Raw genomic sequence first — 15,524 nt, forward strand, 5'->3', positions numbered from 1 at the left:
GTGCGCAAGGGAATTTTGCTACACCGGGCCATCGATTCCTTTACTGATGAACATGCTGCTACCCGGGAAGCCAAAAACATTTTTAAATCCCATTACAGGTTATATAGTTCAGCTTTTATCGACGTATCGTACGATCACTTTCTGGCCAACGACAGCCAACAATTTAACGACGATTCCTCTTTGTCTGAGTTTTCCCGGCAGGTCTACATCTCCCTGGAAAAATACGTGGATGTTTCCCCCGAACCATTCAAAAAGATGTTTCCTTATATGAAACGGCACGACTGGTTATATAACTACCGTACCCGGCAGGGTATTGAGCGAAGTTTTGAGGGGGTGGTTCACCGGGCGGCTTATTTAACCGATAGCCAAACGGCCTTTAAATTATTTGAAGAAAACTACAACAAGCTGCAGCAATACTATATAGATTTCTTTCCGTCCCTGCACCAGTTTGCCTTTGACACCCTGCAAAGGATGTAAACGGCGTCTCCCCACTTACCCCAATTAAAATATCTTTAAAAGTGCTGCCCCTCCACAGGATTTTCTTACGTCAAAACGTTTAATGATAATAAATATGTTTTAGGGGAATCCATCTAACTTTTATTTTTGCCGATTATTTACCTGCATAGGGGATCTCCTGAACTAAATAGTCTTATTAAAACAATACGAAGATGAAGCAGCTGGTGGTGTTATTTTTTGCCGTAACCATAATCAATACAACCGTAGAAGCACAATTTAAAGCGCCTGCCCTGGACAAATCGCCCATGGACATGAGCTATTTCCCGGCCAATTTCCCTATTCTGAAGATCCAGAATAAAGCCATAGACCCACTGATGTGCCGGGTATGTTACAGCAGGCCGCAAAAAAACGGCCGGAATGTATTTGGGGATTTGATAGAATATGGCAAGGTTTGGCGCCTGGGCGCTAACGAAGCCACTGAAATTGAACTGTATAAAGATGTAAAAATTAATAACGACCGGCTGAAAAAAGGCCGGTACAGTATGTACGCCATCCCGTTCCAGGACAAGTGGACCCTGATCTTCAACAGGGAAACCGATATTTGGGGCGCATTTCAATATGACGAAAAAAAGGATGTGCTGCGTACCGATGTTAAACTGGAAAAACAACAAGACCCAATTGAGGCTTTTACCCTGGTTTTTGATAAAACCGATTCCGGCGCCAATATGATAATGGCCTGGGACGATGTGAAAGCCACCTTGCCTATAACCTTTATAAAATAAAATAATGTATCAAACCAGGCAACTTATAAAACTTTGCTGTTTACTCTGGATCATCGCTTTGACAATTGGTTGCGACGGGCCCTCCACTTCGGGCAATAATTCCGTAACGATCAATCCCAATACGTCAGCCAACCAACCAACTGAAAAAGATCTGCAACCGGGGCTCGATAAATCTCCTATGGATATGAGCTATTATCCGGTTGATTATCCCAAATTAAAAATGACCGGTTCCATCAGCGAACCGCCAATTGCACGCGTTATTTACAGCAGGCCACAAAAAAATAACCGGCTCATCTTTGGAGACCTCATAAAATATGGGGCTGTTTGGCGCCTGGGCGCTAATGAGGCCACTGAAATTGAATTCTTCAGGGATGTAACCATTTCCGACAAAAGGGTTTCAAAAGGCCGCTATGTTATTTACTGTATTCCCCAGGAAAATAACTGGAAACTGGTGCTGAACACCGACCTGTACACCTGGGGCCTGAAGATCGATTCTACCAAGGACGAATACAAATTTTCCATCCCCGTTTCCAAAACCCGCTTCCCTTACGAGCTGTTTACCATGGAGTTTGAAAAGGCAGGCAAGGGCATGCAACTGAATATGGAATGGGATAGTGTAAAAGCAAGCTTGCCGATTACGTGGTAATTGTTATCTTGTTGCCATGTGTGGTATCGCAGGTATTTTAACCAATCAATCCGGTCTGCTATCTGTACAACGCCTGGCGAAAATGACGGAGGCCCTGGTTCACCGTGGCCCCGATGGTGAAGGACACTGGATCAACGATAACCACACCACCGGCTTTGGCCATCGCCGCCTGTCGATCATTGACCTCAGCTCCACAGGTGCGCAGCCCATGCATTACCTTAAGCGGTATACCATTATTCACAATGGGGAGATATACAACTACCTGGAAGTAAGAGATACCCTGCTTCAAAAAGGCTATCAATTTCATAGTCAGTCCGACACAGAAGTAATAATGGCCGCGTATGATTGTTACCGGTCAAACTGCCTGCAATACTTTGATGGCATGTTCGCCTTTGCCATTTGGGACGAACAGGAACAAACCCTGTTTGCCGCCCGGGACCGGTTTGGCGAAAAACCATTCTATTATTATTTCGATGATAACCAGTTTGTATTTGCCAGTGAAATGAAGGCCTTGTGGGCGGTGGGTATTGAAAAACAGATCAATGAAAAAATGTTTTTCAATTATTTCACCCTGGGGTATACACAAAACCCGGCTACTGCAGAAGAAACCTTTTATACGGGCATCAATAAACTGCCTGCCCGCTCATTTATTGAATATCACTTACCCAATCGCCGGCTTACCCGTTCACTGTACTGGAACATAGATGTTGATTATACGGAGGAAGCAATAACCGATGAACAGGCTATCAGACAGTTCAACAACCTGTTCACCCAATCAGTGCAAAGAAGATTGCGCAGCGATGTGCCTGTGGGCACTTCCTTAAGCGGCGGGCTTGACAGCTCCTGCGTGCTGGCCACCATTCAAACAATGGCGCCCCGGCAATACGATACATTTTCCGCCATCTTTCCCGGCTTCAAACAGGACGAATCGGGCTGGATAAAAAAAGTAGCCGATCACTTTGCCACGCACAACCATGCGGTTCAACCCAATGCCGACCGGGTTATTCATGATTTTGAAAAAATATGTTATCACCAGGAAGAACCCTTTCAATCGGCCAGCATCATGGCGCAATTCTATGTGTATGAACTGGCCCGCCAGCACGGCGTTACCGTGTTGCTCGATGGGCAGGGCGCCGATGAAATACTGGCCGGCTATCATAAGTATTATCACTGGTACTGGCAGCAATTGTTCAGGGATAATAAAAACAGGCTGCACCACGAGTTGAACCATGCACGCTCATTGGGTATTACAGAACCCTGGGGCTTAAAAAACAAGCTGGCGGCGGCCATGCCCACCTATGCCGGCTGGTATCTGCGCCGCCAACGGTCGCGCCAACAGCTACGCCTGCACGATCTGAGCACTTCTTTTGTTGATGAATATGGCGAATCGTATTACGACATTGCCCATTTTGACGAGCTGAACAACATTCTTTATTACAACACCTTTGTAAACGGGCTGGAAGAATTACTTCGGTATGCCGACAGAAACGCCATGGCCCATGGCATTGAAGTGAGGCTTCCCTTTTTATCTCATGAGCTGGTGCAATTATTATTTGCTATTCCCGCACGCTTTAAAATGCGGGATGGTTACACCAAATGGCTGCTGCGTAAAAGCATGGAGGAGAAATTACCGGCCGGACTGGCCTGGCGAACTGATAAGATCGGGTTTGAACCGCCGCAGCAGCAATGGATGCATGATGCGCGGTTACAGGAATACATCCACGAATCAAAGCGCACACTCGTAAAACAGGGTATGCTGAAAGCACAGGCGCTACATAAAAAAATTCAGCCGCAGGAAGCTCATGCGGCTGATAATTACGACTGGCGCTATTTAGTGGCCGGTCAGTTACTGCGTTGAAATTTATAAAAACACCTTGAGCGTATAGCATGCTTTCACATAACCAATCCCTCAAGGTGTACACCAATTCTTCTACTATACTTTTTTGTACTTTTCAACTACCTGGCTGTTGCCCTCGGCATCAACCTTTAAGGTATACCAGCTGGTATTGTCTTCCAGCTTGATGTAATAAGCAAGGTTACCACCTACGGTAACTTCAGTTACTCCAAACAATTTCTTTTTGGAATTCTCCTGGCTTACTTTATTCAAAATGTGCAATGGCAGTAGTTGCGGGTTGTAGTAACGAAGGGAGCTGACCATATTCCCTTCCTTGTCGTAATTTACCTTAGCCCTGATGCCACCGCTTACAAAGCTAACGGCAAAGTATTTGGGAAATTCTTCCCAGCGCACTTCTGTGGCGGTGCTAAAGGTTTCATTGAATGCTTTCAGAACTCTCTCGTTCGGATCAAATGGACTAAATGCATACGTGCTGCAGGCTATCAGCGCAGCGGTGAGAATGGCTATCACTTTTTTCATGGCTTATATACTTTTAAAATGCGTGATTGATGAATCAAAAGTATAATGAACGAAAGCTGAAGTCAAGACAATTGGTACCGGCGGAGGGGTCATGACAAGATATACGAACATCTTCGCACATTTTGCATAGATCAGTAGATTCCCTACCGCCTGCAACGCAGGCCCATTAACGGTTTGCAGAATGTTTCACTTAATTTCAACCCCCAGGTTAAGCTTCTGTTAAACTGGAGGACCAGGATTAAATGGCACAAGGTTTAAAGTTCAGGATGTCTTAATCTTATCGGAATTTCCGAAATTCAAGGCTTGAGCCTTGATACTTGTGTCTTGTGCCCTGACTCTTGTATCTTGTGCCTAATATCCATACATTAAATCATTTATTCACAAGGAGAAATTATGAAAGCAGGAACTAAATTCATTCATGCCGGCGCTGAACCTGATCCATCAACCGGGGCTATCATGACGCCTATTTACCAAACCAGCACCTATGTACAGGAAGCACCTGGAAAAAATAAAGGATTTGAATATGCCCGCTCCCAAAACCCTACCCGGTTTGCCCTGGAAGAGGCCCTGGCGGTAATAGAAAACGGGAAATTCGGACTGGCATTCAGCAGTGGCGTGGCCGCTACCGATGCTGTAATAAAATTGTTACAGCCTGGTGATGAAGTTATTGCAGCCAATGACATGTATGGAGGCACTTACCGCCTGTTCACCAAAATATTTGAAAAGTTTGGCATTAAGTTCCATTACGTGAACATGCAGGAGGCAGAGAATATAAAGTCTTATATAAATAAGAACACAAAGCTTATCTGGACGGAGACGCCCACCAACCCACTGATAAATATTGTTGACATTGCAGCAGTGGCAGCTATTGCCAAAGCAAACAATATATTGTTGTGTGTAGATAATACTTTTGCGTCTCCCTATTTGCAAAACCCGATCGACCTGGGCGCAGACATTGTGATGCACTCTGCTACCAAATACCTGGGTGGCCATAGCGATGTTATTCAGGGTGCACTGGTTATGAATGATCAGGCCCTTCGTGATCAGTTATACTTTATACAAAAAAGCTGTGGCGCGGTACCAGGCCCCATGGATTGCTTTTTGGTCTTACGCGGTATTAAAACCCTGCATGTGCGCATGCAACGCCATTGTGAGAATGGAGAAAAGATAGCACACTTCTTACGCAATCATCCTAAAGTAGGCCATGTATACTGGTGCGGCTTTACCGATCACCCAAGTTATGCCATTGCCAAAAAACAAATGCGTGGCTTTGGCGGCATGATCAGCTTTACCTTAAAAGACGACAGCGTGGAGACGGCTAAGAAATTATTATCCTCTACCAAAGTGTTTGCACTGGCCGAAAGCCTGGGTGGAGTGGAGTCCTTGATCAATCATCCAGCAACCATGACGCATGCGTCCATACCACGCGAAGAACGCATCAAGAACGGTCTGAGCGATTCATTGATAAGATTGAGCGTGGGTATTGAAGACGCAGAGGACCTGATAGATGATCTCAACGCAGCGATAGGATAAATGATGAACGGTAACTAATCTACTTATTAATGTATGAAACAGCCATCTTTAAAAGACTTTCTGAATCGTAAAGCGGAGGAGTACAACCAACCTTCGTTTATTAAAGATGACCCTGTTTCCATACCGCATTTATTTACTCAACAGGCCGACATAGAGATTGCCGGATTTTTTGCTGCTGTATTTGCCTGGGGCAACCGCACTACCATTATAAAAAAATCACGTGAACTGATGCAGGCGATGGAGATGGCGCCGCATCAGTTCATGTTGCATCATACCGACAACGATCTGAAAAAACTGTTGTCGTTCAAACACCGCACGTTCAACACTACCGACCTGTTGTATTTTATTGAGTTCTTACAATTCCATTATTCAAAACATGCCAGTCTTGAAAGCGCTTTCACGCTTGGCCTGGATAAAAATGATGACACCACTGAAAATGGATTGTCCCGTTTTCATCACTACTTTTTTTCGCTGGAACATGTACCGCCCCGCACCCGCAAACACATTGCAACGCCTGAAAAAAATTCAACCTGCAAACGGCTGAACATGTTCCTGCGCTGGATGGTGCGCCCCAATGATGGTGGTGTTGATTTTGGCATTTGGAAAAATATTTCACCCGCACAATTGATCTGTCCCATCGACCTGCACGTGGCCCGGGTAGCCAAACGGTTTAACCTGTTGCCAAGAAAACAGATCGACTGGCAGGCAGCCATCGAGCTTACTACTCACTTGCGCAAGCTGGATCCCAATGATCCGGTGAAATATGATTTTGCCCTGTTTGGCCTGGGTGTGGTGGAGAAATTCTAATAGGCAAGGATGACTCACCCTTATTTAACTCCAAACTTTCTTATGTTATAAATAAAGCTTAACAGAAAGTATTGCTGCAATACCTGCGTTTGCCTGTCTTCAATAAAGGTTTGCGTAATGGTACGCGATACGCCCGCATTCTGTTTTAAAATATCGTATACAGCCAGCCGTAACATAGCCTCTTGCTTTCTAAACAATAATACATTGGCAGCCGCGCTCCACATGGTAACGCTTTTATTAAAGCCTGGCGCTATCTGGCTGTTGTAATTGTATTGCAGGTTATTTTCCAGTATCAGCCATTTGGGTTCGTTCCAGAAGGCGCTTAATGAAAATGTTTTGGTATTGAACGATGCGTCCTGCACCGACTGACCGGTGTAATGGGTTTTATTAAACCGGATGCTATAGGTGGGCATAATGCTCAGCACCTGTTTATACGTAAAATTCAGTCCCACGGACTCCGAAAGACTGTACGAATTGGAGGTTACAGGTTCCAGGTTGCTGAAAGTTTTATTGCGGCTATAATAGCCATTGCTACCCAGGTTCATTCGCAGCACTACCTCCCTTCTCTTCCAGGTTTTGCTGTACTGCAGGTTCCCCGACGTTCCATAGTTTCCATTTACATTCACCGGCTGACTGTACTGTTTCCCCACATCATCGAACCAGGTTTGGGTAATGATCTGGTTTTGCGTGCTGTTAAACCCAAAACCGGCAAACCAGTAGCTGTTCCCTTTTGATTCGCGTACCTGCATGTTTATGTTATGAAAAAATGAAGGCCGCAGATCGGGATTACCCAACTGTACATACAAGGGGTTGCTGTTATCGGGTACCGGTTGTAATTGTTGAATGGATGGCTGCTGGCTTCGGCCATTGTAATAAACAGCTACACTGCCGGTTTTACTGAAATTGTATCCCACGTTGGCAGAAGGCGTAAAGTTCAAATAATACTGATGCAGCAGATTCCCTGAAGTAATGGTAAGATTATCCTGCGTTAAGAACTGCACCCCTGAGCCAATAGCTGCGCGGTATTTATCCTTGTTAAAAGTAAAGGTTACATCAGGCGTATGCGTTATATTGGTATTACTATAAGCATTGGTGAAGGCGGTGTCTTCCAGGTCGTATTTACCGGTAACCGCATTAAACCGGTTGGTGAGCTTATCTGAATAATTATAATTCTTCGAATAATTATAGCGGAATATGGCGCTGATATACTTATTCACCGGTTCGGCATAGGTAGCAGTAAAATTCAGCATTTTGCCAGTGTTACTGCCGGTGCTTCGTTGATTTACCAGGTCGGTGCTATCAACCAGGTTGTTCTTGTAAAAATCATTTTGCCCTATATTATCACTCAGCGAGGTCTGATCGTTATAATTATAATTCAACCCAAGGGTTAGGCCCCGGCCCTGTTTGCGAAAGCGATGACTGATAAAGAGTTCGCCACTGATATCTTTGCCATTGCCTTTTGTACTATACGTATTCCCGCTGGTATTTATCAGATCGCCGTTTTCTGCTTTTGAATTGGCCACCTTGCCGTTTACCGAATTACTTATATTGGTATTTACATTTGAAGTAATGTGAACTTCAGTCAGCGTATCGATATTGTAAGATGCATTCAGCGTGAAGCGATGATTGCTGTAATCATTCACATTGTTGTCATCGGCATTATACCAGAAAGAAGTATCGGGTAAAATGTTTTTCCGTTGTGATCTTGAAAAGTTATCCGTATGGCTGTTGTTATAAAAATAACTACCGTTCAATTTTATCTGGCGGCCAATGTTATCACTAAAGTTCAAACCACCCGAAGCAGCGCGGGTAAGGCCGCCCCCGCCCCCATCGAGCGTACTTTGGCTGGTTGAAATATTAAAATCACTGCCTGAAATACTTCCGCGATTGGTATTATTGGCGTTCCCGATAATGCTGAACTGTTTAGTGCCATTAAAGAAATTCACCATGCCGCCCCCTTCATACCGGTCATTGGTGCCATAACCGGCGCTCAATCTTCCAAACCATCCTTTCTGCGCTTCCTTTCGCAGCGTAAGGTTTATCGCAAGGTCTTCATTGCCATTACTGGTTTTATTAAAGCGCGATTCCCTGCTTTTATTATCAACCACCTGAAGTTTATCAATGACATCTTTGGGCAGGTTCTTCAATGCGATCTTGGGATCGCCGCCAAAGAATTCCCGGCCATCAACCATCAGCTTCGATACCTTTTTGCCATTGATGGTAATGTTCCCGTCCTTATCAACTTCCACCCCGGGCAATTGCTTTAACAGGTCTTCGATCATGGCATTGGGCATGGTCTTAAAGGACGATACATTGAACTCCAACGTATCGGGCTTTACCGATACCGGCGGTCTGAGTGCCCTGACAGTGACTGCTTTTAATTCATTGTATGATTTAATCAACAGAATGGTATCGAGCACCAGTACTTTGGCGTCAGGCTTCAGACTAACCGCCATGGTAAACGTTTCGTATCCGCGGTTAGTAATAACAAGCGTACAGGAAGTGCTTACCGGAACGTCTTCGATGGTAAATTCGCCTTTTTGGGTGGTGAGCGCATGATTAACAAGGGAAGAATCTTTGGCTAAGTAAACGGCCACTGAAGAGGACTCGAGCGATCGACGGCTAAATGAGTCTACAACCGTACCTTTGATAACCCCATAATGGGTTCGCTGTGCCTGAATACAGGTACTAACCAATAAAAAGCATACAATTATCCCAGCACTCCAACGCATATCCTTCGAATAAGGTTAAAATGTTACTGTAGTGTGAGGGTCAATGAATGCTTTGAGTATCCACCATTCGCTCCTGGTGCATCCCGTTGTAAAAATAGTCAATTGACGCCACAAGAATAAAACCGCCTGTAAAAATTTATTCGGGTGACTAACGGGGTGCTGGTATTGCAGGATAATTTTATAATATAAAATGTACTTATTTACATATTTATGCAAATGCCTGAAGATAATATCTCTTTAGTAAAAGCGCAGCTGAGCGGGGATTTTAACCTTCCTGTTACAAATGATAAAGAACAGCTGGTAAATTCCCTGGCGGAAGGCATAAATCAGTTGATACAAACTGATTTTACGCGGCTTATCAACATATTATACCGGATAGATATTTCGGAAAAAACCCTGAAAGAAACCCTGGAAAAGCGGGCTGATGAGGATGCCGGCCTTTTGATTGCCCGGCTGATAATAGAACGGCTGCTCCAAAAACAGGAAATGCGGGCAAAATTCAAAACCCGGGACAATATTCCGGATGACGATAAATGGTGAATAATTCCTAAGTTCGCTCTATGAACCTGATAGAGGTAGCCAATTGGCAGCAGGCTCGTGAATTTATCGACCTGCCCAAAAGACTATATAAAAACGATCCGCACTGGATTTGTCCGTTGGATAGTGATGTGGAAGCAATTTTCGACCCTTCCCGTAATGTTTTTTTTTCCCATGGCCTTTGTAACCGCTGGTTACTGGCCGATAAGGATGGCCAGCTAATTGGCCGTGTAGCCGCCTTTATAAATTACGAAAAATCACATAAGAACCCCCAACCAACCGGCGGGGTGGGTTTTTTTGAATGTATACAGGACAAAAATGCCGCCTTTTTACTACTCGATACTGCCAAAGCCTGGCTGAAAAGCAAAGGCATGGAGGCCATGGACGGCCCTATTAATTTTGGGGAGAACGATAAATACTGGGGACTGCTCATCCACGGGTTTAAACCACCCAGCCTGGGCATGAATTACAACCCACCTTATTATAAAGAGTTTTTTGAATCATATGGTTTTACCAAACTATATGATCAGCTCACGAACTTTTTAGACGCCACTACGCCCCTGCCCGAGCGGTTTACCAAGATTGCCGACTGGGTAATGAAAAAGCCAGATTATAGCTTCCGGCACTTTGATAAATCGAAGTTTGACCAGTATGCTGCCGATTTTCGCGAGATCTATAACGATGCGTGGAGTAATTTCGAAAACTTCACACCTATTGAAATGGGCACCATCAAGGAGTCGTTCAGGCAAATGAAGGCAATTATGGATGAAAGGATCATCTGGTTCGCCTATTATAAAAATGAGCCCATTGCCGTAGTGCTTTGTTTACCCGATGTAAACCAGATCTTAAAACACGTACATGGCAAACTAAACCTGTGGGGTAAACTAAAATTCTTCTGGTACTCAAAAACCCAGCGGGTCGAAAGGCTGCGCATCATCATTATGGGTTGCAAGAAAAAGTTCCAGAACCATGGTATTGAATCAGCGCTTATTCGCTGTTTGCAGCTGGAGGTATTGCCGCGTAATACCATTACCGGGGTTGAACTGGCCTGGGTAGGCGACTTTAACGACAAAATGATCGCCCTGCATGAGGCTACAGGCGCCAGGCAGGATAAAATACATCGCACTTACCGATATATATTCAAGTAAAAAGTTGACCAGTTGACCAGTTAACCAGTTGATGAGTTAACTGGTCAACCGGTTAACTTTTAAACATTAAGTCTCTTACCTTCTCTTTATCTTCTTTTTCCTTTTGCAGATCGAACATGGTGCCGAAGACCCGGTCCCAGATAGTGGTGCTAACCCCATAACCCTTATTCTCATTCTTATAATGATGCAGGTGATGGTTGCGCCAAAGTGGTTTCATCCATTTAAAAGGCGGGTTCCAGGCGTGAATGGCATAGTGCATACTGCCATACAACAGGTAACCCAAAATAAAGCCCGGGAAGAACATAAACACATTTTCGCGCATTGCCAGGAACATCAATCCAAAAATAGCCGATGCCATAATGAGACTGGGTACCGGCGGCAAAAATAACCGTTGTCTGTCGCGCGGATAATGATGGTGATTACCATGCATGGTATATACAAACTTTTGCACCCGCGGGCTTTCGCTAACCCAATGGTACAAAAAGCGGTGAGCTATATACTCAAACAGGGTCCAGAAAAGCAGGGCCCCGATAAATGTAAGCGTAATGCGCAACGGAGTAAAGCCAAATCGATCATTGCTGTAATACAGCATATAGATGATCACCGGTATATACATACCCCAAATAACCAGCGGGTGTGTTTTGGTGAGCATCTCAAGGTATTGGTTCTGAAACAGCCGTGCCTGTCCTTTATTATGTATCTTCTCAAATTTCATAAACCAGTTGATATGTGGCAAAATTACATAGTTTCTTCAAAAATATCCTCTGTTACCCCATTCGTTTTCAACAACTGGTAATGTTTGCTTAATGAAGCCCCGAGAGAGTACTGCCGGTAAGGCAGGTTGTATTTTTCAGCATACTTTTTTAACAAACTGGTTACCTCAGGGTAATAAATGTGATTAACGTTCGGGAACAAATGATGCGCCACATGATAATTAAAACAGCCCATAAAAAACCGGATGAACCAGTTATCGTTGGTAACGTCATTGGTAGTGGTCAGCATGTGCATCATCCAGTGATGCGGCAAACTATTCGATTCATCGGGCAATGGAAATTCCGAACCGATATTGGCATGCGGACTTAACAACACCATCAATGAAAATACGCTGGCCGTAAGCAGCATTATTACAAACCCGGTTATTACCTGCAACCAGGTTACATCCAACACCAGTTTAGGCAGCACGATCAGGTAAAACAAAAAGAAAGCCTTGAATGCAAATAGTTTTACATATTCAACTCTGGGAAAGGTCACCAATTTCCAGATGGTTTTCTTCTTATTAAAAAAGTCTTTAAAATCCCGTACCAGCAACCAGTTGAATAAGTATAACGGGTACAGCAGGGGCATATAAATATGCTGAAACCGATGAATAGGCAGCGCACTGCCTGTAGGAAAGATACGCGCCAGGTTACTCTGTTCAATATCCGTATCCCAGCCATTCACATTGGGATAATTATGATGAAAACGAATATGCCGTTGTCGCCATACAAAGCTATTCGCACCCATCAGGTCGAACAGGTAAACATAACCCTGATTTAATTTTTTGTCGGGAAAGATGGTGTTATGAACCGCATCATGAATGATATTCAAAAAAATCATCACGAGGAAAACACCCAATAAGAAATAGCTGGGGTAAAAGATACCCGGCTGGTTACCGGCTACCAGGATGGCTGTATAAGTAAAAAGATACATGGCGGGGAAGAATACAGCTTTCAGTAAAATGCTGCCCCGGCGTTTTGGTTCCAATTGCTGTACTAGAATGCTTACATCCTGACGCAATTGGGAAAAGATGGCTTCATCGCCATTCTTCGCATAGCGTGGTTTGGTTACCTTCTCCATCAGGAATTCGCTTTATGATCTACTCCTATCTTAATAAATGCTTGCCAGGGTACCGTCGTATAGTTGGAAAGGTTGGTGCAATATTCATAACCCCATTATCAAAAAATGGTTCAACTACGTTTGAAAATTTTGTTCGCCTGATTTTCTATCCGAATTTTAATGACGACCGTTAGGGAAATATTTCCACAGTTCCAGCTACTGTAATAAATTATTGACGGTGGTCAAGGTGTATTTCCTTTGGCGGAGATAGTTAAGCAATGCAGGAAGCTGGTAATAGAATTTATCTGTACGGGCAGGATGTGTACCTATGTGTATCAGCAGGATAAAACCATTTAAACCGGTGAGGCTTCGTTGTTCATAATTAATAATTGAATCTAATATTGCCACACTGCTGCGGTAGTTCTTCATGTCGGGAGTGGTGTAATCAGCATTGCTGTAAGTGCCCGGGGTGTAATTCAACAGTTGTATTCCCTGTTGTTTGGCCCACACAGCAATAGAATCATTGTACCATTCATAAGGCGGAAGAAAATATAATGCATCTTTTTTATTGATACCAACCACAGCCATAGCCTTATAGTTATTGGCCAGGTCATGAGTAAATTGTTCATGTGTAACAAGCACACTGTCACGTTGGTTCCAATCGCAATATAACAGGTGTTGGTCAGAGTGAGGCCCCAGATAATTACCTTGTTTCCGCAACTGCGTTATGATCTGTTTGTTAGCCCCATTGCGATAAAACCGCCCGGTAAAGAAAAAGGATGCCTTACTATTTTCCTTTTGTAATAACCGGGCTATATAAGCACTGCCATCAGCATACTCGTCGCCGGTAAAAACAAGGGCCAGTTGCTTTTTATTTACGCTTCCCCGCGTAATGGCTCCGTGATCATAGGTAACAGTTGATTGTTTAACCTTCCCTATCTCTTTGGCGGCCAGTAAATAAACCAGCGAGGCCGTTCCATCCATAGTTGGTTCATTGGTGCTATAGTCGCCATAATCATCATGATACACAACAAGGTCGCTTTGGAATGCAGCATATTCATCGGGCTCATTCAATGTTATACCAATAAGACTTTTATAAATAGAACCATACACCGGTCCATCAACCAGCCCGCCATCTATGGGATAATGACCTATATGACTAAAAGCCGAATGCGGATCTGTTGGCGTATCGCCTCCGGCAGGTAACCCATACACCATACTGGTGCCCCAGGGATTGCAACCCAATAACCAGTCAAAGCAAGCCTGTTCCAGTTCGCTATAGGTAGCATCGCCGCTCAACTGGCGGTACCAATAACATTGTATGGCAAATGATGTAGTGAGGTTGTTACTGCACCAGATAAATGGCACGCCCCGGTAAAAGGCGTTTTTCCGGGCTTTCTGCCATACGCGTTCGATGCCTTGTTTATAATAATTTATTAGTGTGGCGCGCTCAGTACCTGTTGACAATTTTGCCAGTTCATAATGCCCGGTATTGATAAACGGGTACCACTGGTAATGGCGGGCAGTATCTGCCCCCAGCCAGGGCGTTATGGTTTCACCTTTAGCGTAAGTTTGAGCAGCGGCTGCATATTTTTTATTGGCCGCGTTTATAGCAGCAAGGGAAGCACCAGCCAGTTCCATATCATCTGTCCAGTTATCTTCTTCATAAAAATAAGGTGAGCGGCCTGGTGCGGTTTGGCAAACCCCGGGTTTTTCAACGCCGAGCAACCAGGCCGATAAGGCCCGGTTTTGCAACAACGTATCCTGGAATAATTGAGCGCCCAAAGCAAATGCACTGGCAAACTTGCCAGCTGTGGAAGCCAGTCCGGTTGACCGGTTCTTATACTTTCCAAAACCCTGTGGTTGGGTGGTACAAAAGTATACGGGCCGTTCAAAGCCACGGCCATAAAAACTATCTTCTTTGGGCAACCGCATTCCATGATGGTCGCGATCGTCGGCAATCTGGTTAAAAAGCCAATCCTTTTGAGGATGCATTTTAAGCAACCAGTTCAGCCCCCAGCGGGCTTCATCCAATACATCAGCCCGGTTATTTTTTCCGGGTAATCCATTTGCCAGGTACTCATCGCCAAATGCGGTGGGGAAATCGCGCGCCGCCGCCAGCAAATGCCAGGTGGCATTGGCGGAGGTTGTTACATATTGCAGATAATCGGAGGCATCGTGCCAGCCACCACTTACATCTATATGCGTGCTATCGGGCATGGGACCATACAGCGTATAGCCGTCATGCGTATGGCAGCTGTCTTTCAGGAATGGATTAAACCCACTGCGTTGCTGCCGCAGATATCGTAAACAAAAATCCGCAGCACCTTTATACACATCGGCCCCAATGGTAAATTCAGGGGAACTGGCCTCGCCTGCTTTTATAATATAGCGGCCCGGTTTTTTGAAGGCGGTAAAATTCAACCGGCCCGTTTGGATAAATGGTCCATACCCGCCATATGCCTTACCGGCTTTTCCGGTAAAAACTGTTTTTCCGCTGGCTACATCAATAATAGAAAAACCGGTAACAGCATTTTTCTCCTTGCTGCACCATACCGCTACTTTGGGGTTATCAGGTTTGTAGCCCAATAAATTTATTCGCACCCAACTTGTTTGCGTTTGTGCAGTAACGGTAAAACCAATGGTGGTTAACAGTAAAACAATAAGAATGCAAGGCAGACACTTCATCATACA

13 protein-coding genes are annotated in these 15,524 nt (G+C 44.5%); 8 read left to right on the forward strand and 5 right to left on the reverse strand.

What is annotated here, in order from left to right; translation table 11 throughout:
• From ACJ751_RS24950 to asnB, 4 genes are all read left to right on the forward strand, one after another.
• A partial coding sequence (locus tag ACJ751_RS24950; protein WP_407748249.1) for an ACP phosphodiesterase occupies positions 1-477 on the forward strand: 477 nt, incomplete at its 5' end.
• A gap of 191 nt (positions 478-668) precedes the next feature.
• A complete protein-coding gene (locus ACJ751_RS24955) occupies positions 669-1,238 on the forward strand; it encodes a DUF2911 domain-containing protein (protein WP_407748250.1) in 570 nt (189 codons plus the stop codon).
• Between the two features lie 4 nt (positions 1,239-1,242).
• Positions 1,243-1,884, forward strand: coding sequence for a DUF2911 domain-containing protein (locus ACJ751_RS24960; RefSeq protein ID WP_407748251.1), 642 nt, complete (start codon positions 1,243-1,245; stop codon positions 1,882-1,884).
• Positions 1,885-1,900: 16 nt separating this feature from the next.
• Complete coding sequence (gene asnB, locus ACJ751_RS24965; protein WP_407748252.1) at positions 1,901-3,742, forward strand: asparagine synthase (glutamine-hydrolyzing); 1,842 nt, start codon at positions 1,901-1,903, stop codon at positions 3,740-3,742.
• 75 nt (positions 3,743-3,817) lie between these two features.
• Here the strand turns inward: asnB and ACJ751_RS24970 are convergent, their stop codons facing one another.
• Positions 3,818-4,258 (reverse strand): hypothetical protein, encoded by a 441-nt coding sequence (locus ACJ751_RS24970; RefSeq protein WP_407748253.1) that lies wholly within the window; start codon positions 4,256-4,258, stop codon positions 3,818-3,820.
• Positions 4,259-4,651: 393 nt separating this feature from the next.
• Between ACJ751_RS24970 and ACJ751_RS24975 the strand changes: the two genes are divergently transcribed.
• On the forward strand, positions 4,652-5,791 hold the full coding sequence (locus ACJ751_RS24975) for a cystathionine gamma-synthase (protein ID WP_407748254.1): 1,140 nt from the start codon (positions 4,652-4,654) through the stop codon (positions 5,789-5,791).
• A 33-nt stretch (positions 5,792-5,824) separates the two neighbouring features.
• Positions 5,825-6,598 carry a TIGR02757 family protein gene (locus ACJ751_RS24980; protein ID WP_407748255.1) on the forward strand — a complete coding sequence of 258 codons (774 nt, stop codon included), beginning with the start codon at positions 5,825-5,827 and terminating at the stop codon, positions 6,596-6,598.
• A gap of 20 nt (positions 6,599-6,618) precedes the next feature.
• On the opposite strand, the gene ACJ751_RS24985 is transcribed toward ACJ751_RS24980, so the two are convergent.
• Complete coding sequence (locus tag ACJ751_RS24985; RefSeq protein ID WP_407748256.1) at positions 6,619-9,330, reverse strand: outer membrane beta-barrel protein; 2,712 nt, start codon at positions 9,328-9,330, stop codon at positions 6,619-6,621.
• Between the two features lie 210 nt (positions 9,331-9,540).
• Here ACJ751_RS24985 and ACJ751_RS24990 point away from each other — a divergent pair, with 210 nt between their 5' ends.
• Together ACJ751_RS24990 and ACJ751_RS24995 are read left to right on the forward strand one after the other, a co-directional pair.
• On the forward strand, positions 9,541-9,870 hold the full coding sequence (locus ACJ751_RS24990; protein ID WP_407748257.1) for a hypothetical protein: 330 nt from the start codon (positions 9,541-9,543) through the stop codon (positions 9,868-9,870).
• A gap of 20 nt (positions 9,871-9,890) precedes the next feature.
• Positions 9,891-11,015 carry a GNAT family N-acetyltransferase gene (locus ACJ751_RS24995; RefSeq protein WP_407748258.1) on the forward strand — a complete coding sequence of 375 codons (1,125 nt, stop codon included), beginning with the start codon at positions 9,891-9,893 and terminating at the stop codon, positions 11,013-11,015.
• Positions 11,016-11,067: 52 nt separating this feature from the next.
• Here the strand turns inward: ACJ751_RS24995 and ACJ751_RS25000 are convergent, their stop codons facing one another.
• The 3 genes from ACJ751_RS25000 to ACJ751_RS25010 all read right to left on the reverse strand — a co-directional run bounded on the left by ACJ751_RS25000 (position 11,068) and on the right by ACJ751_RS25010 (position 15,521).
• Entirely contained in the window at positions 11,068-11,730 is a 663-nt protein-coding gene (locus ACJ751_RS25000; protein ID WP_407748259.1) for a sterol desaturase family protein, read from the reverse strand.
• A 23-nt stretch (positions 11,731-11,753) separates the two neighbouring features.
• On the reverse strand, positions 11,754-12,851 hold the full coding sequence (locus ACJ751_RS25005) for a fatty acid desaturase family protein (protein WP_407748260.1): 1,098 nt from the start codon (positions 12,849-12,851) through the stop codon (positions 11,754-11,756).
• Between the two features lie 195 nt (positions 12,852-13,046).
• Positions 13,047-15,521 (reverse strand): glycoside hydrolase family 9 protein, encoded by a 2,475-nt coding sequence (locus ACJ751_RS25010; protein WP_407748261.1) that lies wholly within the window; start codon positions 15,519-15,521, stop codon positions 13,047-13,049.
• Positions 15,522-15,524: the final 3 nt, after the last annotated feature.

The sequence above is a fragment of the Niastella sp. genome, from assembly GCF_045805085.1.
GTDB lineage: Bacteria > Bacteroidota > Bacteroidia > Chitinophagales > Chitinophagaceae > Niastella.